16 protein-coding genes are annotated in these 18,957 nt (G+C 48.4%); 6 read left to right on the forward strand and 10 right to left on the reverse strand.

Annotated features, from left to right (window positions below; genetic code table 11):
• Positions 1-7: 7 nt before the first annotated feature.
• Genes QLH52_RS03265 through QLH52_RS03280 form a run of 4 tightly spaced genes read right to left on the reverse strand, consistent with a single transcriptional unit; the run spans position 8 to position 5,423 of the window.
• Entirely contained in the window at positions 8-2,353 is a 2,346-nt protein-coding gene (locus QLH52_RS03265) for a methyl-accepting chemotaxis protein (protein ID WP_319960526.1), read from the reverse strand.
• Positions 2,354-2,395: 42 nt separating this feature from the next.
• Positions 2,396-2,911 carry a chemotaxis protein CheW gene (locus tag QLH52_RS03270; RefSeq protein ID WP_051670100.1) on the reverse strand — a complete coding sequence of 172 codons (516 nt, stop codon included), beginning with the start codon at positions 2,909-2,911 and terminating at the stop codon, positions 2,396-2,398.
• A gap of 19 nt (positions 2,912-2,930) precedes the next feature.
• Positions 2,931-5,021, reverse strand: a complete 2,091-nt coding sequence (locus QLH52_RS03275; RefSeq protein WP_319960527.1) for a chemotaxis protein CheA — start codon at positions 5,019-5,021, stop codon at positions 2,931-2,933.
• 39 nt (positions 5,022-5,060) lie between these two features.
• Positions 5,061-5,423 carry a response regulator gene (locus QLH52_RS03280; protein WP_033157425.1) on the reverse strand — a complete coding sequence of 121 codons (363 nt, stop codon included), beginning with the start codon at positions 5,421-5,423 and terminating at the stop codon, positions 5,061-5,063.
• Between the two features lie 413 nt (positions 5,424-5,836).
• On the opposite strand from QLH52_RS03280, the gene QLH52_RS03285 reads away from it, so the two are divergent.
• The 6 genes from QLH52_RS03285 to QLH52_RS03310 all read left to right on the forward strand — a co-directional run bounded on the left by QLH52_RS03285 (position 5,837) and on the right by QLH52_RS03310 (position 14,172).
• A complete protein-coding gene (locus QLH52_RS03285) occupies positions 5,837-6,397 on the forward strand; it encodes a GspH/FimT family pseudopilin (RefSeq protein ID WP_319960528.1) in 561 nt (186 codons plus the stop codon).
• Positions 6,388-6,888: a type IV pilus modification protein PilV gene (pilV, locus tag QLH52_RS03290; RefSeq protein WP_319960529.1), complete on the forward strand. Its 501-nt coding sequence runs from the start codon at positions 6,388-6,390 to the stop codon at positions 6,886-6,888. Before QLH52_RS03285 ends, pilV begins: the two co-directional genes overlap by 10 nt.
• Positions 6,885-7,925: a PilW family protein gene (locus tag QLH52_RS03295; RefSeq protein WP_319960530.1), complete on the forward strand. Its 1,041-nt coding sequence runs from the start codon at positions 6,885-6,887 to the stop codon at positions 7,923-7,925. The genes pilV and QLH52_RS03295 overlap by 4 nt, the downstream gene beginning before the upstream one ends.
• 8 nt (positions 7,926-7,933) lie before the next feature.
• Positions 7,934-8,434: a pilus assembly PilX family protein gene (locus tag QLH52_RS03300; RefSeq protein WP_171694759.1), complete on the forward strand. Its 501-nt coding sequence runs from the start codon at positions 7,934-7,936 to the stop codon at positions 8,432-8,434.
• Between the two features lie 52 nt (positions 8,435-8,486).
• Positions 8,487-13,529, forward strand: coding sequence for a PilC/PilY family type IV pilus protein (locus QLH52_RS03305; RefSeq protein ID WP_319960531.1), 5,043 nt, complete (start codon positions 8,487-8,489; stop codon positions 13,527-13,529).
• A 181-nt stretch (positions 13,530-13,710) separates the two neighbouring features.
• Complete coding sequence (locus QLH52_RS03310) at positions 13,711-14,172, forward strand: type IV pilin protein (protein ID WP_084153333.1); 462 nt, start codon at positions 13,711-13,713, stop codon at positions 14,170-14,172.
• 20 nt (positions 14,173-14,192) lie between these two features.
• Here the strand turns inward: QLH52_RS03310 and queA are convergent, their stop codons facing one another.
• The 6 genes from queA to sdhC form a co-directional block, all read right to left on the reverse strand.
• Entirely contained in the window at positions 14,193-15,212 is a 1,020-nt protein-coding gene (gene queA / locus QLH52_RS03315) for a tRNA preQ1(34) S-adenosylmethionine ribosyltransferase-isomerase QueA (RefSeq protein WP_319960532.1), read from the reverse strand.
• A gap of 149 nt (positions 15,213-15,361) precedes the next feature.
• On the reverse strand, positions 15,362-15,604 hold the full coding sequence (locus tag QLH52_RS03320) for an FAD assembly factor SdhE (protein ID WP_319960533.1): 243 nt from the start codon (positions 15,602-15,604) through the stop codon (positions 15,362-15,364).
• Positions 15,601-16,383, reverse strand: a complete 783-nt coding sequence (locus QLH52_RS03325) for a succinate dehydrogenase iron-sulfur subunit (RefSeq protein ID WP_319960534.1) — start codon at positions 16,381-16,383, stop codon at positions 15,601-15,603. Before QLH52_RS03325 ends, QLH52_RS03320 begins: the two co-directional genes overlap by 4 nt.
• Complete coding sequence (sdhA, locus tag QLH52_RS03330) at positions 16,383-18,167, reverse strand: succinate dehydrogenase flavoprotein subunit (RefSeq protein WP_319960535.1); 1,785 nt, start codon at positions 18,165-18,167, stop codon at positions 16,383-16,385. The genes QLH52_RS03325 and sdhA overlap by 1 nt, the downstream gene beginning before the upstream one ends.
• A gap of 3 nt (positions 18,168-18,170) precedes the next feature.
• Positions 18,171-18,551, reverse strand: a complete 381-nt coding sequence (gene sdhD, locus QLH52_RS03335; RefSeq protein WP_171694755.1) for a succinate dehydrogenase, hydrophobic membrane anchor protein — start codon at positions 18,549-18,551, stop codon at positions 18,171-18,173.
• A gap of 13 nt (positions 18,552-18,564) precedes the next feature.
• Complete coding sequence (gene sdhC, locus QLH52_RS03340) at positions 18,565-18,936, reverse strand: succinate dehydrogenase, cytochrome b556 subunit (protein ID WP_171694754.1); 372 nt, start codon at positions 18,934-18,936, stop codon at positions 18,565-18,567.
• Positions 18,937-18,957 lie beyond the last annotated feature (21 nt).

Below are 18,957 nucleotides of genomic sequence, written 5' to 3' on the forward strand. Positions count from 1 at the left end.
AACTCCGCTAAAAATCCTGCCACTCGTCGTCGGCTTGGGAGGTTTGCTTAAAACTACTTGGTTGACGAACCGCTGGCGATGGTGCCGCTCTATTGGCCTCTGCACGAACAACACTGGCACTATCGGCTTGATGAACAACTTTTTGCTGCCCGGATTTTTTTTCTGTTTTGAAAAACGCCAACATCTCGACCATATTCGTCGACAAGTCGCTCATTGAAACACTGGCGGCAGATGCTTCTTCGGCTAACGCCGCGTTTTGTTGGGTGATTTCGTCCATTTGCGCAACAGCCTGATTCACCTGCCCTATACCCGCAGACTGCTCAATACTTGCATCGGCAATCTGGGCTACGATATCCCCCACCTTCTGCACACCTGCCACAATTTCGTTCAGCGCTTTACCGGTTTCGTTCACAAACTCGGTACCTGCTCTGACTTTTTGCACACTGGTTTGAATCAGCTCTTTACTCTCCCTGGCCGCAGTAGCACTGCGTTGCGCCAGATTTCTCACCTCTGTGGCAACAACGGAAAAGCCTCTACCTTGCTCGCCTGCTCTGGCTGCTTCCACTGAGGCATTCAAAGCCAACAAATTGGTTTGGAAGGCAATTTCATCAATCACGCTGATGATGTCAGCGATTTTATTACTGCTCTCGTTGATTTCCTGCATGGCGGAAACCGCCGCCTTGACGACATTCCCACCTTTTTCAGCCAATTCTCTGGCGTTATTGGCCACTGCGTTAGCTTGCTGAGCGTTATCGGCGTTATTTTTTACAGTACTGGTCAACTCTTCCATGCTGGCGGCAGTTTGCTGCAAATTCGCAGCCTGTTGCTCGGCGCGTTGCGATAGATTGTTATTACCGCTGGCAATTTCTTGGGACGAGTTGTTAATAAAATGAGCAGACTCGCTAACCTGGCCGAAAATTTCGTTCAGCTTATCGATGGTGGTATTAATATCGTTTTTGCAGTTTAAATAAACCCCTTGGTAATCACTGGTGATTCGATTGGTCAAATCTCCAGAAGCCATACTTTGCATGGTACTGCCAACATCTCGGAAGACATTTTCGATCACATCGGTCAGTTCGTTGATGCCTTCGCTGAGCGTTTCAAAAAAGCCTTGTTTGTCGGCCATCTCAATCCGGCTGGACAACTCACCCACTTTGACAGCTTCCACAATGCTGGCAATTTCCTGCTCGATTTTTACTTCATGCGTTCTATCCAACCACTCGACCACGATGCCGATACGCTCGTTTTCGTCGTTCTTAACCGGGTTGGCAACGATATTCATGTGTCTGCCGCCAATCACCAACGCAGAACTAAATGTGCTGGATAGGTTTGCCAACAGGCCTCGTTGGTGAGCTGGTTTTTTATGGAATTGATCGATGTTGGCACCCATCAGTTTGCTGGCATTGAAGTCAGGCAACTGCTTGCGAATGTCCGCTTCCGCATTTTGGAACATATCGGCTACTGTCTTATTCATGTAGATGATGTCTAAATCGTTGTTAGCCACCATGACACAGGACTGCACATTGTCGAGCGCCTGTTTGATGCGCATCGCTTCCGACGCTACCTGTTTGGAATAAGCCAAATCGGAATTCAATTTAACTTGCATGCCGTATAAGGCCCGATAGAAATCACCGATCTCATCACCACGGTCCAAATCTATAGTATTCCGGAATTGTTCATCCGCCATCCGATAAGAAATACGTATCGAATTCTCTAAAGCCTTTACAACACTACGAATCACCGAATATCCCAATATTGAGGCAAACCCGGCCAAGCCCAAAAACAGGAACATCTCCGGGTATTTTTGTTCGATATAGTGATCGTAAATGGAATTGATCGTCGGCAACAAAAAGATGAGATAGATAATCCCCACTTTTTTCCACAAGCCCAATTCCAGTAATTTCTTAATGAGCGCATTAAACCCCGTCGGCCGTATTGTGGCTTTATTGGCATTTAGTTTTTCATACAAAGATTCGGCTTGTTGGATTTGTTCCCGGGATGGCGCGTAACGAACCGACAGGTATTCCTGCACTTTGCCATTCTTGAACACCGGCGTTACGTTTGCTTCCACCCAATAATAATCTCCGGTCTTGGTCCTATTTTTGACGGGTGCGGTCCACGGGCGCCCAGCCTTCAAACAATTCCATAAATCCTCAAATGCCGCCGGCGGCATGTCAGGATGACGAACCATATTATGATTCGCCCCCACAAGTTCATCCTTGCTAAAGCCGCTAATTTCGATAAAAGCGTCGTTTGCATAGGTAATAATGCCTTTTAAATTGGTGCGCGTGACCAAAATGGTGCCTGGCTTCATTAAGACTTCGCGATCAGTCACAGGGTGATTGAGTTTCATTGCATATCCTCCATTACAAGCCAGCCATAAACAGCTCTTTTTTTAACTTTCATCTTCACCATCCAGGCCATCAAGTTTTAATAATTTATCTACATCCAACAGCATCACCATTCGGCCATTTACTGAAACCAGGCCGTTGATAAATTCAGTACTGACTTTTGCACCAAAATTCGGCGCGCTTTGGATACTTTTTTTATTGACATCGACAACGTCTGAAACTGAATCCACCACGACCCCGATGATCCTGGTTTTATCGGCCATGTGCGCTTGCAAGACCACAACGACCGTCAAAGGCGAATAATCACTGTGTCCCAGTTGAAATCGCTCGCGTAAATCTATGATAGGCACTATCGCACCGCGCAGATTGACCACACCTTTTTCATAAGCCGGCACATTGGGAATTCGCGATACCGGCTCCCAACTGCGAATCTCCTGAACTCGCAGAATATCTACCCCATATTCTTCCTGGCCCAAGGTAAAGCTTAAAAACTGCAAACTAGTATCCAATCGCTTTGCATCTTGCTGGTCAGTGTTGCTGAGTTCGATTATTTCCGACATGACACGCTTTAGGTTAGGTTTATTGATTGGCTAAACGCACGAGACCGGGGATATCAAGAATCAGTGCCACCGAACCATCGCCCAGAATAGTTGCGCCGGATACCCCGTCAATCCGTCGATAATTCGCCTCGAGCGACTTGATTACCACTTGCTGCTGGCCAAGCAGATCATCCACGAACAATCCGCAACGCAACCCTTGCCCATCGACAACCACAATTAAACCTTCGGTTAGCTTGGTGGTTTTCGCAGTGGGTACGTTAAAAATTTGATGCATTCTGATAATCGGCAGATATTGGCCGCGTAACAGGAAAGTTTCGCCTTTGCCCGCTACTCTATTAAGCCTGTCTTCCTTGACATGGAGTGACTCGATAATAGAACCCAAAGGTAATATGTAGGTTTCGTCGCCAACCGCAATCGACTGACCATCCAGGATAGCCAGAGTCAGCGGGAGATGAATGGAAATGGTGGACCCTTTGCCTAACTCGGAAAGGATTTCTATGTTGCCGCCCAAAGCCTGGATATTACGTCGCACCACATCCATCCCCACGCCGCGACCGGAAATATCGGTAAGCTTTTCGGCCGTAGAAAACCCCGGCATAAAAATCAGCTCGTATGTTTGCTTATCGCTTAAGATCGCATCGGGATCGATCAAACCTTTTTCAACGGCTTTGGCCCTTAATTTATCTTTGTCGAGGCCTTTACCATCGTCAGTCACTTCAATCACGATGTTGCCGCCGCGATGATAGGCTTCAAGTGTAACCGTACCCGTCTCGGGTTTGCCGGCCGCGAGCCTGACATCGGGCATTTCAATGCCATGATCCAAGCTGTTTCTGACTAAGTGAACCAAGGGATCACTGAGCAGTTCGACGACGGTCTTATCCACTTCGGTGTGTTCACCCACCAATTTAAGTTCGATTTTTTTACCTAGTTTGCTGCTGATATCATGCGCCAGCCGTGGGAAACGGCTAAACACGAAACTGATAGGCAACATGCGAATGTTCATCACACTTTCCTGCAGTTCGCGGGTATGCCGCTCTAGCTGAGAAAGTCCGTTTTTCAATTGATCAAGTTTATTCAGTTCGAAATGTTCGCCTAATAAGCTGAGCATGGATTGCGTAATGACCAACTCCCCTACCATGTTAATCAAGGTATCGATTTTGCTGGTATCCACGCGAATGGAACTTGAACCTTTCGGTGCGGCTTTTGCTTCCTCTTTTTTGCCGTTTTTACGCTCCAGCGTATTCGACTCAGATTCTCCGGTACTTGCAAACTCAGGGCTGATGTCTCTATGAACGCTGTTTGTAACGGGCGTTATAGCGATGTCTGCTGAGACCTGGGCTTGCGCAGAACCTGTGGACGTTTTGTAGATCGGTTGTTTAGCCAAATCGCAATCGTCCTCGACCCAATCGAAAATCTCGTCAATTTCCGCCTCCGGAATATCGCCCGAAACACGCAATTTCCAGGACAAATGACACTCTTCCGGATCCAAATCGTCAAGATCGGGTACACCTTGTAAATCAACGGTTGTCGTCAATTGGCCCAGGGCTGCCAACTCCCTGAACATCCGTACCGGTTCGTTACCGGTCTTCAACAAATGTAAATGCGGGCTGAAGGCTATCACCCAGCCGGCGATTTGTTCAGCTTCTTCAGCCGGTAAATCCGCAGCACTTTTTGACGCCGAAGTGTCCGGAGCGTGTCTCCCTGCAGGGGAACTGGGCACTGTATTATTTAGCTCGTTATCCAAAGCTAATTTATGCTCAGCGACATCAGACTGATCCACTTGACTGCCGTTTTGTATCGATTGCAGCATATCTCTCAGACAATCGACTGACCCCAACAATACATCAACCGCCGGTTGCGTGATCTTTCTACGGCCGTCGCGCATTTCATCAAGCAAGGTCTCCATGACATGGGTGAAGTCGGAAACCGCGGTAAAACCGAAAGTTCCGCTACCGCCTTTGATCGAATGCGCGGCGCGGAAAATGGTGTTGATGTCTTCGACGTTAACATCCCCCAAATCAAGGTTGAGCAATCCCGATTCCATCGCGTCAAGTCCTTCGAAACTCTCTTCGAAAAAAACCTGATGAAATTGCGCCATATCGATTGACATAGAATTACCCGGTGCTGATGTCTTTGAAGAGGCGGATACTTAACCCATCACTTTTTTGATCGTTTTCAAGAGTTGGTCGGGATTGAATGGCTTCACTATCCAGCCCGTTGCACCGGCATCTTTGCCCTGCTGCTTTTTATCCGCTCCCGCTTCAGTGGTCAGCATCAACATCGGCGTAAACTTGTAGTTTGGTAAAGCGCGTAAGTCTCTAATCAACTCAATTCCGTCCTTGTTTGGCATATTGACATCAGTAACGACGCAATCAAAAGCTTGCGCTTTCGCTTTGTTCAAGGCATCCGCTCCATCAACCGCTTCTACCACGTTATAACCGGCGCCTTTTAAGGTAAACGCCACCATCTGCCTCATTGATGCGGAATCGTCTACAGCAAGAATTGTTGCCACAATTTTCTCCTCAAAATTTATCGAACATAATTTAAAACTGTTAAATCAGCACAAACTGCGATTGCCAGTTCACCTGATTAGAATTTTACATTGCTCAGATTGTAGCTAAGCTCAGCCAAGATTGTAGTTAGAGAAAGCTGATCTTGCCGAAAAACACTCATTTTAAAAATCTAAGACGCTTCGTTGCAGGGACCGCCATTTTGGCGAAAATCTGTAAACACTCACATTGCGATTGTGGTTTAACTCGCATAACTTTGTTGAATCCTGTGCTATCTTCAAACTCGATTTTGACGAGCCAACGCTTCCCTGTTCCCAGAGTAGAAACGCACTTTTCATAGGCCGGAGCGGCAAATAACAGCAACAGAGTTTGAGTTCATTTCCGCCCAACTACCTGAGTCACAATCCAATAAATTATGCAAAAATTATTCACCGAAACATCTAAAGGATTCACGCTGGTCGAGCTGATGGTGACCATCGCTATCGCCGGCGTTCTGGTGGGTATTGCAATTCCAAGCTTCACTTCGATTATCAGCAACAACCGCTTAACCACATCAGCCAACGAATTAGTCACAGCATTGAATTTAGCGCGAAGCGAAGCAGTTAAGCGGGGCTTTCAAGTGACCGTAAGACGCAAGGGAGCAACTAGCACACAGTGGGAAAGTGGTTGGGATATTTTTGTGGATAGGGATGGTAATAATACATTCTCAGACAACGGAAATGCCACGCTGTGTGAAGCGACTGAAGATTGTCTTTTAAAAACCTACTCGGCCTTACCAGGAAATTTAACCCTGAGAACAGGCAATAGCTCATATAAAGATTATGCGGCATATTTACCAAACGGCTTAAGTAAAGCCGGCGTTGGTGATACTTTCACCTTATGCAGCGATTCGGGAACATCAATGCCGCAGCGAACAATTGTCATCAATCCTATCGGACGCCCGAGAACATCAGCCGCGACAGGAACATGCCCTTGATAAACCTAAGCGGACAGACCGTAAATCATAACCATGGCTTCACACTGATTGAAGTCTTGATCGCAGTGGTGATACTTGCCCTGGGCTTGCTTGGCTTGGCGGGCTTGCAATCCACAAGCCTGCGGAACAATCAAAGTGCATATTTTCGCTCACAGGCTACTTTGCTTGCTTACGATATAGCCGACCGAGTACGAGCAAACGCAGTGGGTAACTACGATAACCAAGCAGAAACGAATAACGATTGCTTAGCAAACACTTGCACACCGGCACAAATGGCTGGTTACGATTTAAAACAATGGAACGACCAGTTAAGAAATCAATTACCTAGCGGCGAAGGTGTTGTTTGTAAGGACAAAACCCCGGGGGACGGAAATTCAAAATCCGCACACAACTGCGACGGGGTTGGCGATGCGTATGCGGTAAAAATTTGGTGGGATGACGACCACGATGGGGCGGCGACGCAACGCTTTGTAATGAGTTTCCAGCCATGAAAAAGAATCAGCCGTATTTCCTGCAAACAGGCATGACTCTCATAGAAATTATGATAGCGCTGCTTCTGGGCGCATTCCTATTAGGTGGGGTAATTAAGATTTTCGTTAACGCGAAGCAGACTTACGGAATGCAGGAAGGCTTATCCCGTTTACAAGAAAACAGCCGTTATGCGTTGGAAATACTCAGCAAAGACTTACGCTTAAGCGGTTTTCAAGGCTGTATATCCATCGCCGACTTAACCCCCACCAATACGGCCGCCGCACCGATTATTGCGCCTACGCCCGCCACTATCATAGTCGGCTACAACGGCAGTGAGGCATCGCCGGTAACGACCACTTGGTCCCCAGCCTTGCCAAGCGCCTTATCAGGTTTAGCTACGCCGATCACTCCTGGCACCGATGTCATAACAGTGGTTTACGGTGAAAGTTGCGGCGGTTATTTATCTGCAGATATGGCAAGCGCAAGCTCGGATATACAAATTTCCAGTTCCAATACTTGCGGCATAGTTGATGGTGATCCGGTTTTAATATCCAGTTGTAGCAACGCCGACCTTTTCCGGGCCACCACGGGCACTACCTCGACACTGATAAAGCACAATGCGGTGTCTTTGCCGGCAACTTGCGCTTCCCCACCCTGCTACAAAACCAGCTCGGAAGTGTTTGCTTACCGCGCATACAGCTATTTCATCCGTCCAGGCGCAAGCGGGGAACCAGCTCTTTGGCGATACGACAATACCAAGGCTGCAAGTAGCAGCAATCCAGTTGAAATACTTGATGGCATCGAAAACCTGCAAATTCTCTACGGAGAAGATACTGATGCCGACGGGGTAGCCAACCAATATAAAACCGCCGCCAACGTCACCGATATCACCCATGTCGCCAGCGTGCGTATCTCCATCCTGGCGCGCACCAGCGAGAATCTGGCCTCGCAAACCCTCACTTACGATTACAACGGGAACACTGGCATTAACCCAGGTGACCGGCGAATTCGCCGCGTGTTCAACGCGACGCTTGCAGTACGTAATCGGCTGCAATAGGTGGCACCATGAATAAGTCGAAAATAAATCAAACTGGCGCAGTGCTAGTCGTCGCCTTAATCATGCTGATGCTCCTGACCATCATTGGCGTGACCGGCACCAATGTCACCAGTCTGGAAGAAAAAATGGCCGGCAATATGCGTGACCGTAATCTTGCCTTTCAAGCGGCGGAGTCCGCCTTGCAAGCCGGGGAAACTTGGCTAAATACCCATGCCTACACCTGCAGTAAAGCTGCCGGCAGATTCAAGCCGCGCGATAAAGATTGCAATAGCGCAACAGCGGAAACGTCGGAAGTTTGGGACAGCATAAGTTGGGACGACAATGATTCGGTGCTTTATACGGGCGTTTTGTCAAACCTCAGCGCTAATCCTCGTTACATAATCGAAGACTTGGGCTGCTTGCCCGCACCTGCGGCATGTCCCGGAAAGCATAACTATCGAATTACCGCCAGAGCAACCGGCGGCACAGCGGACACTATCGTCATGCTCCAGTCTATTTACCAAATTTAGTGAGTCGTACGACTATGTTGATTTCAGACAGAAACACGCAGAGGGCAAAATCATGAAAACTAAGCAACGCCAAGTAAAAGCCTTTTTTTTGCTGATTCTGTCTCAGACATTGCTAGCAAGCTTCAACGCTTCTGCAGGTATTTCTCAACAACCTTTATTTCTAACCTCCAGCGTTCCGCCTATTGTCATGCTGACCATGGGTCGCGATCATAAGTTGTATTATGAAGCCTATAACGATGCCTCTGACCTTAACGGCGATGGATTAATTGACGTTGGCTATAAACCGGCAATTGACTACTATGGCTATTTCGATTCAAAACGCTGTTACGATTACAACAGTTCCGGCTATTTCGAACCCAAAGATGCCACAACCGATAAAAAGTGCTCAAGCGTGGCAGGTGGTTGGAGTGGCGACTTTCTTAATTATCTGACCACTGCTCGAATAGATGCGTTGCGCAAAGTGTTGTACGGCGGTTATCGAGGCGAAGATACTGCTACCCAAACACTATTGAAACGCTCATTTATTCCCCAAGACGCCCACGCCTGGGGGAAAGAGTACGATCCAGCCAACACCCCAGGCTACTTAATTTCGGATTACACTCCCCTTAGCGAACCCGAGCTAGGTAAACGGCACTTATTTGCCAATGTCTCTTTGAGTTACACCGGCCAGCCACTGTTACGAGTGTTGGACAACAGCCAGTACAGAATATGGGAGTGGGTATCGATAGAGCGCCCCGTTGCCGGAACTAAATGTTTACACGGCGGTACTGGGCCTAATTGCACAGTGGCAAGTAGTTCCAGTTGGTCGGTGGTTCCCAGTACTGTATTGAGTAATCTGATACGTAAAACTTACGATGTATCTTCATCTGATGAAAGTGGCCACCCTAGCGATCACGACGATTTTAAAGACTGGATAAATGACTACGCAAAAACTTCTAAAGAATTTGGTAGCGGCGCGATGACCACGCTAGAAGGTAACGATCAAAACCCCTACGGCCGCGACGACTATTACATGACGGTTGTCAAAGGAAAGATAACCGTTCCTGCTACCGGCACCTACAAATTTTCCATTGACGGCGACGACGCCGTCGAAGTTATCATCGGCACTAGCGTGGTCGCCAGCTGGTACGGCGGGCATGGTAAATGCAATTGCAACGATCATAGTGGCACTATATATCTAACTGGTGGGACGGCTTACGATATTGAATTTCGCCATGAGGAACGCTACGGCGACGACAACTTTGTGTTGCGCTGGGAAACCACAACGGGCGGTTCTAGCATGACCGATTATAGCGTCAACGTTAAAGTCTGCGAAACCGGCAAATTGGAAGCCAACTGCAAAGCCTACAAAAGTGGATCAACCACAACCTATAAACCCACAGGGTTGCTACACACCTATGGCGAAAACGACTCGATGGCATTTGGCTTGCTAACCGGGTCTTACAAAAAGAACATATCCGGTGGCGTATTGCGGAAAAACATAGAATCCTTCAAAAACGAAGTTGACGCGAATACCGGGATATTCACCACAACCAACGGCATCGTAAACACGATCAACAATCTGCGTATCAACACCTTCAACTACTCGGGGCACGAATATGCTTCCGGCTGGATTACGACACGGGCCATCGACGAAGGAGAAGCTGCGGAGTGGGGAAATCCGATTGCCGAAATGATGTATGAGGGCCTACGCTATTTTGCCGGCAAAGCAGCACCCACATCGGCTTACTCTATAACTTCCACCGACACGCCGGATGCAACCTTAGGATTACCGTTACCGACCTGGCTTGATCCATACTCATCCACTGGCGGCAACTATCTGAGTTGCGCCAAACCCATGCAGCTAGTGATAAGTGACATCAACGCATCCTATGATACAGACCAACTGCCTGGCAGTTATTTCAATTCATCCTTCACCGGCGATTTGGCAGGTCTAAGCGTGAAAACATTGGCGGACACGATATGGAGTAACGAATCAGAAGCTAGCAACCTGTTTATCGGTCAATCGGGGATTCTCAGCGACGGTGCCCCCACGGCAAAATCGGCAAACAGCTTTAAAAATATCCGTGGCCTTGCTCCGGAAGAACCCACCAAATTAGGTGGCTTTTATGCCGGCAGCATTGCTTTGCACGGCAGACAAACCGACTTAAATGCCGCTACCGGCGATCAGAAGACCGATACTTTGGCCGTCGCATTGGCTTCACCGCTCCCCAGAATCGAAATACCGGTCAGCGGTAAGATAGTAACCTTGGTACCGTTCGCAAAATCCGTAGCGGGCGCCAGCATCACTCAGCCTTCAACCAGCTTTCAGCCCACCAATCAGATCGTAGACTTTTACGTGGAAAAGATTGTGAACACAGTAGAACCTGTCTCGGGTGTTACTCCAGGCAATAAAGATACCTCCATTAACGGCGGACGCCCGTACGGAAAATTCCGTATAAATTACGAGGACGTTGAGCAAGCCGCCGATCATGATATGGACGCAATTGTGGAATACACATTCAGTGTCAATGCATCAAACCAAGTAGTGGTCGATCTGAATTCAACCTATGCCGCGGGCGGCATAACCCAACATATGGGTTATGTTATTTCCGGTACCACCAAAGACGGCGTTTACCTGGAAGTACGTGACAAACCCGATGCCGGAGAAAATGATAAAGATTATTTTCTTGATACACCTCCAGGTCAGTTTCCTGGTGGTACTTGGGCCGATGGCGTCTCTTTACCGCTCACGGCATCCAGAACATTTAACGTGGGCACCACCACCTCAGCCAGCTTTATTAAACATGACCCGCTTTGGTACGCGGCAAAATGGGGCGTAAACGACAAAAACAAAGACAACATTCTTGACCAAAATGAATGGGACGAAGATAAAAATGGTACTCCTGACGGTTATTTTCTGGTAACCAATGCCGGTAAACTTTCCGAACAATTGGGAAAAGCTTTCGCCAAAATACTCAGCAACGTTAGTTCTTCCTCTGCGGTAGCCGCCAATACCGCAAAATTAAATACCGGGACATTGGTTTATCAAGCCAAATTCGATCCCAGAGACTGGAGCGGACATTTGTTGGCGATCCCGATCAATGACACTACTGGCGCATTGGAAACAAACAATCTCAACTGGGACGCTGCCACAAAGTTACCGACACCAAGTAGCCGCAAAATTTACACGCTCAACCCAACGTTAACCAGTGCTCCACGCGGTATAGAGTTTCGCTGGGCAAACTTAACCACCGCGCCAACAGGCAGTTCGCAGCAGGACTATTTAAACCAAATATCGGGTACTGCTGACGGCAAAGGTGAGTTACGGCTCAATTGGTTACGCGGGGATAACACAAACGAACAGCGCTTGGGTACCGGAAACTTTAGAAACAGAATCAAGAAATTTGACGGCACTTTCTTAGAAAACAACACGGATCTAGCGAATGCCGCAATTGCTACCAACAAGCTCGGTGACATCGTAAACTCAGACCCCGTCTATGTTGGAACCGATGACTTCGGATACAGTTCGCTACCCGGAGCAGAAGGTAGCGACTACACTTCATTTCGCGCCAGCACGAGTTACCAAAATCGCAGACCCATGATTTACGTAGGTGCCAATGACGGCATGCTACATGGGTTCGACGCCAAAAAGAACTCCGGCTCGATCACCACTGGCGGTACGGAGGTTTTTGCTTATGTTCCGAATGCGTTATTTCCGGAACTAAGCAAGTTGACATCGCTCACTTATGCCCATCAGTATTTTATTGATGGCATGTCAAGCTTTGGCGACGTGTATTACGATTCGAGCTGGCATACCCTTCTCGCAGGCGTCACAGGAGCCGGAGGCAGAGCCGCATTCGCGCTCGACGTCACTAATCCGGATACGTTTGGCGCCAGCAGCGTTTTATGGGAGTTTACTAGCACGGATGACAATGACCTAGGCTATACGATAGGTCAACCCGCTATCGCTAGAATGAAAGACGGCACGTGGGCAGTTATCGTTGCGAATGGCTATAACAGCGACGCGGGTAAGGCAGTGTTGTTTGTATTGAATGCCAAGACAGGCGCGTTAATCAAAAAATTTGATACCGGAGTCGGTGACGCCGCACAAAAAAATGGTCTGTCATCACCAAAGGCGGTTGATACTGACGGGGACACAATTGTAGACACCATATACGCCGGGGATCTCTACGGAAACCTTTGGAAATTCAACGTAGGCACGACCTCCGCAACTAGTTGGACTATTGCTAACAGTGGCGCACCACTATTCGTCGCCTGCACCACAACAGGCACGTCATGCACATCAGCAAACCGTCAACCGATTACCGGAAAACCTAGTGTTGGTGCAGTTGGCTCAGAGCAAACCGGTGGCATTATGGTGTATTTTGGTACAGGCAAATATTTTGAGACTACTGACAACGTCATACCGACGAGTCCACAGGTTCAGTCTTTTTACGGCCTATGGGATGACAACTCTGGGGCAATCACCGACAGAGCAAAACTACAAGAACAAACTATCACATATGAGGGTAAACCCAAAAACTCTGCCGGCGTAGAAGGTACAGGCGTGGTACGGGTAAGCTCTAGAAATACTGTGTGTTACTCGGTGGCAACCATTCCATCAACGGACGACGATACGCCCACCACCACTTGCAATGCAGCCAATCTTAAAAAGGGCTGGGCTATGAACCTCCTTAAACCCACGAGCATCTCTCAAGGTGAAAGAGTCGTTAGTCCACCGGTGATGTATCTAGATTTAGTGATTTTCTCGACAATGATTCCGAGTGCTGATCCTTGCTCGGGCGGCGGTGTGAGCCGCGTCATGACTGTGGAGGCAATCACAGGTAAACGCCCCTCTACAGCCTCTTTCGATCTATTCGGTAATGATGGTAAAGCTGACGTAAATGACCTTATGCTAATTAATGGCAAATTAGTTGCTGCTACTGGCTTTGACATGGGCATTGGTATACATAAGAATCTTAGCCTTGTTGGGAATATTGGTATCGGATCAGGTAGCGAGAGCATCGACGAAATGAAATTTAAAGAAAGCCCAACTACCCCTGGCGGCGGCGGAGGTGGCGGCAAAAGAACTTCTTGGCGCCAATTGAGATAGATAGCTCAGTTGTTCAGAGCTTATTTTGGAATTAGTCTGATACTAAGAATTTAATGCCTGTGACTTTTGGGGAATCTGGGTTTAGCCGTGAACTTGCGTGTATTCACTGAATTAAACCGATATGCGATAACAGGCTTACATATTTCAATAAACGATAAAACCCAAACCGGTCAAAATTAAAATGAACAAAACACAACAAGGCGTAACTCTTATAGAGTTAATGGTTACAGTGGCGATCATCGGCATACTTGCAGGCGTCGCGATACCTGGCTATCAAGAGAGTGTACGCAAATCGCGAAGAGCGGATGTCAAAGGCGTATTGCTCGGACTAACCAATGCCATGGAGCGACGTTTTACGGAAGCCAATACCTTTTGTGACGCCGCTGCGGGAGGAACGGCGGTAACCGGTTGTGGATCATCAACCGGGGATACCGGGACACCATCGATCTATACGATCCCAACAGAAACCGCCGGCTTTTACACGGTAACTATCAGTGGCGCCAGTGCTAGTAGCTATACCTTGAGCGCGGTTCCGACCGGAGCCCAAGCCAGTGACAAATGCGGTACCTTATTAATAGACAATACAGGCAGCAAAACGGTAGCGAGTGCAACATTAGATGCCTCAACATGCTGGAGCAGATAGAATTCTGGCTAACAAAACTGTTAAATAATCAGCATTGCGTCGCCATAGCTGAAAAATCGATAGCGTTGATCAATAGCATGACGATAAGTGTTCATGACTGCGTCATAGCCGGCGAATGCCGAAACCAACATTAACAAAGTCGACTCCGGCAAATGAAAGTTGGTCAGCAACGCATCTACAGATTTGAACGAATAACCCGGCGTGATAAATAAGTCAGTATCGCCGCATCCAGCCTGCAATACGCCACTATGTGAGGCTGACTCCAAAGCTCTTACCGCAGTGGTACCTATAGCCACAACTCTGCCTCCCCTGGCCCTCGCCTGATTAACTGCATCTACACAATCTTGCGAGATGCTATAAAACTCCTTATGCATCACGTGTTCGGATAGATCCTCGACCCGCACAGGACGAAATGTGCCGCTGCCGACATGCAAAGTTACAAAACTGCGCGCTACGCCTTTTTGATCTAAGCGATCCATAGTTGGCTGATCGAAATGTAACCCGGCTGTAGGTGCAGCCACGGCGCCCAGTTGCTCGGCAAATACCGTTTGGTAACGATCCAAATCACTTGCTTCGTCAACACGGCTAATATAAGGCGGCAGCGGAATATGCCCTACTTCGTCCAATAGCGCCAACAAGCCGGCTTCCGTTTCAAACCGCAGCCTGAATAAATCGTTATGTCTACCCATAACCCTGCATACCGCGCCATTCTCCAAGCTCAACAAGGCATCGGTCTTTGGCGACTTACTTGCTTTAACATGAGCAAGCGCTGTGTGAGTATCCTCGATTCGCTCGATCAACATTTCGACTTTACCGCCGCTTGACTTATGCGCGAACAAGCGAGCAGGCATGACTTTGGTATTGTTAAAAACCAATAAATCGTTGCTGCTTATCATGTCGACAAAATCGGCAAACTGACAGTCTGCAATTGCCGCACTTTGTCTATCCAGACGCAGCAATCGACTGGCGCTCCGTTCCGGCAGCGGATACTGGGCAATAAGTTGCTCCGGCAACTGATAATTGAAGTCGCTCTTTTTCATTCCGAATAGGTTTTAAATGACTTTTGAACAATCTTGGGACTTTATCTGCCGCAAGATACGTAAAGGAGAGTTTATTTGAAGTTTTTTAATACGTTAGATCATTTTGTATGGTGAGAAGCATCGCTTTTGCAGCCAGATTTTAGCAAAACTTAAACCGGCAAAGTTCTGATTACCAAGACCAAGCTTTTCATACTCTCGTCGCTCGGCAATTGTTCACCCATCAAGTATCGCATCAGTTCAGTGTCTTCAAGTTCCAACATTTGCAAAAACGTCTGCTGTTCCGTAGTGTCGGCGAAGAGGTAACGATGTTCTAAGTACCTGAGCAGCATCAAATCCAGCTCAAGGGTACCGCGCCGGCAACGCCAGCGCAGTTTATTGATGTTTTCGTTCACAGATGGTCGCGTTCTACCAAGAGCTTCTTGATTTCGGCAATCGCCTTAGCGGGGTTAAGTCCTTTCGGACAAGTATCCGTGCAGTTCATAATGGTGTGACAACGATACAATTTAAAGGACTCATCAAGTTCGTCCAAACGTTCTTTATCGTTTTCATCGCGGCTGTCGGCCAACCAACGGTAGGCTTGCAACAGGATCGCCGGGCCGAGATATTTATCGCTATTCCACCAATAACTTGGACAACTGGTTGAACAACACGCGCAAAGCACGCATTCGTAGAGACCGTCGAGTTTGGCGCGATCTTCCCTGCTTTGCAAGCGTTCGGTTTCGGCAGGCGCTTCTGATTCAGCAGTTAACCAGGGTTTTATCGACGTATATTGTTCGAAGAAATGCGTCATATCCGCGACCAAATCTTTAACCACGGACATATGCGGCAACGGGAATATTTTCACGGTGCCTTTGTAGTCGCTAATCGCTTTGGTGCATGCCAGCGTGTTTTTGCCGTTGATGTTCATCGCGCATGAGCCGCAGACGCCTTCGCGACAGGAGCGGCGAAAAGTCAGACTACTGTCGATTTCATTTTTAATTTTCAGAATCGCATCCAGCACCATCGGTCCGCATTGGTCCATATCGATCTCATAGGTGTCGATGCGCGGATTTTCCCCAAAATCCGGATCCCAGCGATAAACTTCAAAATGGCGGACGTTGGTAGCGCCCTCGGCTTTATAGGTTTTACCCTTTTTAATCACCGAGTTTTTGGGTAGTGTAAATTCAACCATTAGTAAACCCTCTCTTTAGGCGCAACGACTTCGACTTCGTCGGTAAGCGTATACAGGTGGACGGGGCGGTAGTCGATTTTGACTTTGTTGCCTTCCCGCCAGGTCAGAGTGTGCTTCATCCAATTCTTGTCATCGCGTTTCGGGAAATCCTCACGCGCATGGCCGCCGCGACTTTCTTGACGATTACCGGCGGCAGTAATAGTAACCTGAGCCTGGCCGAGCAAATTATCCAGCTCTAAGGTTTCCACCAGATCGGTATTCCAAATCAGTGATTTATCACCCACTTTGACATCATCAAACGATGCAGCAATCTCACCTATAGCCTTGATACCTTCGTTTAGCGTGGCCTCAGTTCTGAATACCGCCGCCTTAGACTGCATAGTGGTTTGCATATCCATGCGGATTTCCGCCGTTTTACGGCTACCGTTGGCATGGCGGATTTTATCGAAACGCGATAATGCTTGATCCGTGGCGTCTTTTGCCAACTGCTTATGCGGCATGCCCGGCTTGATCAGCTCTGTGCAACGAATCGCAGCCGCCCGCCCAAATACCACCAAATCCAACAAAGAGTTAGAACCCAAACGATTGGCGCCATGCACCGAAACACAGGCGGTTTCACCAATCGCCATCAAGCCAGGAACCACATAATCAGGATTACCGTCTTTCAGTGTGACCACTTCGGCCTTGTAATTGGTCGGAATACCGCCCATGTTGTAATGCACGGTAGGTAAAACCGGAATCGGCTGTTTCGTCGCATCGACACCGGCAAAAATTCGGGCGGTTTCGGTGATGCCGGGCAACCGCTCATGGATGATGGCCGGGTCGAGATGCTCCAAATGCAAATGTACGTGGTCTTTCTTTGGACCGATGCCGCGTCCTTCGTTAATCTCAACCGTAATTGCCCGACTCACTACGTCGCGAGACGCCAAGTCTTTGGCATGCGGGGCGTAACGAGCCATGAAGTGCTCGCCTTCTGAGTTGGTCAAATACCCCCCCTCACCGCGCGCGCCTTCAGTCATCAAGCAACCGGAACCATAAATACCTGTTGGATGGAATTGCACAAACTCCATATCTTGTAAAGGCAAACCGGCTCTCAAGATCATGCCATTGCCGTCGCCGGTAACCGTGTGCGCCGAGGTGCACGATAGAAAGGTACGACCGTAGCCACCGGTTGCCATTACCGTTTGATGGCCGCGAAACAGGTGAATGGAACCGTCATCCAGGCACCAGGCCAGGACGCCGCGGCACTCGCCCTCTTCCATGATCAAATCCAGCGCGATGTACTCAACGAAGAATTCAGCTTTGTGTTTTAAAGCCTGTTGGTAAAGGGTATGCAAAATGGCATGACCGGTTACGTCGGCTGCTGCGCAGGTTCTTTGCGCCTGGCCTTTACCATAATGCGTAGACATACCACCAAAAGCCCGCTGGTAAATTTTACCTTCTGCGGTTCTGGAAAACGGTACGCCGTAATGTTCCAACTCGATGATGGCAGGAATCGCTTCCCGGCACATGTACTCGATCGCATCCTGATCGCCCAGCCAATCCGAACCTTTTACGGTGTCATACATGTGAAAACGCCAGTCATCCTCACCCATATTGCCGAGCGCGGCGCTGATACCACCCTGTGCAGCGACGGTGTGACTGCGGGTAGGAAACACTTTACTGATACAGGCGGTTTTCAGACCTTTTTCCACCATACCAAAAGTAGCCCGCAAACCGGCCCCGCCGGCGCCAACCACCACAACGTCATGTTGGTGTTCGATGATGTTATATGCTGAGGCCATGAGTTACCTTGCGAAAAAGATGATGATAATCGCGAGCAATGCCGCGACACCCAAAACTAAAAAAATCAGATTGGTGGCACGTATTGCCAAATTTCTTACCGGAATAGTCGACACATAATCTTCGATCACGACCTGCACACCCAACGCGGCGTGATAAACCACTGCCACGGTCCAGGCGATAATCGCCAGGGTGTTGAATGGTGAAGACAACCAATCCACGGTATCCGCATACGGTGCATTTAGAGCCTTGTTTAGTAGCACAATCAACCAAATAGACAATGGCACCAAGGCCACAGCGGTGACGCGCTGATACCAGAAATGACCCGAGCCGCTATGTACCGAGAAAAAATCGGCGGCTTTTTCCAATGTTGCTTTGTAATCCATAACCAGCCCTCCTTTAAGAAACCACAAAGGTAATCAATGTCAACGACGCCGAAGCAATCAGCTCGTAAACTGCATATTTGTCCAGTGTCATGCGTTCGAAGGTTTTGCAAAAATCCCAAATCAGATGGCGAATACCGTGCACCAAATGAAAAAATAACGCATAAATAAAGCCCCAATACACCAGTTTAAACAACCAGTAGGACATAAAGGCCTGCATGGCGCCATACGCACCTTCACCAGCTGCAATGGCGAACAGCACATAGACAAATAGCACCAGGCCCATGGAAAGGAACACCCCGGTCATGCGGTGGGTGATTGACACCAAACCGGTTAAGGGCAATCGATAAACTTGCAGATGGGGCGAAAGTGGTCTGTTTGCTGACATGATTTACCCTGTATTTAAAGT

The organism is Methylomonas defluvii, from assembly GCF_033949435.1.
Lineage (GTDB): Bacteria > Pseudomonadota > Gammaproteobacteria > Methylococcales > Methylomonadaceae > Methylomonas > Methylomonas defluvii.

Coding starts and splice junctions, on each gene's coding strand:
- QLH52_RS03270 (WP_051670100.1), bottom strand. CDS start 2,911: ATGTCGGAAATAATCGAACTCAGCAACACTGACCAGCAAGATGCAAAG.
- QLH52_RS03305 (WP_319960531.1), top strand. CDS start 8,487: ATGAAAACTAAGCAACGCCAAGTAAAAGCCTTTTTTTTGCTGATTCTG.
- sdhA (WP_319960535.1), bottom strand. CDS start 18,167: ATGGCCTCAGCATATAACATCATCGAACACCAACATGACGTTGTGGTG.
- queA (WP_319960532.1), bottom strand. CDS start 15,212: ATGAAAAAGAGCGACTTCAATTATCAGTTGCCGGAGCAACTTATTGCC.
- QLH52_RS03275 (WP_319960527.1), bottom strand. CDS start 5,021: ATGTCAATCGATATGGCGCAATTTCATCAGGTTTTTTTCGAAGAGAGT.
- QLH52_RS03310 (WP_084153333.1), top strand. CDS start 13,711: ATGAACAAAACACAACAAGGCGTAACTCTTATAGAGTTAATGGTTACA.
- QLH52_RS03300 (WP_171694759.1), top strand. CDS start 7,934: ATGAATAAGTCGAAAATAAATCAAACTGGCGCAGTGCTAGTCGTCGCC.
- sdhC (WP_171694754.1), bottom strand. CDS start 18,936: ATGTCAGCAAACAGACCACTTTCGCCCCATCTGCAAGTTTATCGATTG.
- sdhD (WP_171694755.1), bottom strand. CDS start 18,551: ATGGATTACAAAGCAACATTGGAAAAAGCCGCCGATTTTTTCTCGGTA.
- QLH52_RS03265 (WP_319960526.1), bottom strand. CDS start 2,353: ATGAAACTCAATCACCCTGTGACTGATCGCGAAGTCTTAATGAAGCCA.
- pilV (WP_319960529.1), top strand. CDS start 6,388: ATGCCCTTGATAAACCTAAGCGGACAGACCGTAAATCATAACCATGGC.
- QLH52_RS03285 (WP_319960528.1), top strand. CDS start 5,837: ATGCAAAAATTATTCACCGAAACATCTAAAGGATTCACGCTGGTCGAG.
- QLH52_RS03325 (WP_319960534.1), bottom strand. CDS start 16,383: ATGGTTGAATTTACACTACCCAAAAACTCGGTGATTAAAAAGGGTAAA.
- QLH52_RS03295 (WP_319960530.1), top strand. CDS start 6,885: ATGAAAAAGAATCAGCCGTATTTCCTGCAAACAGGCATGACTCTCATA.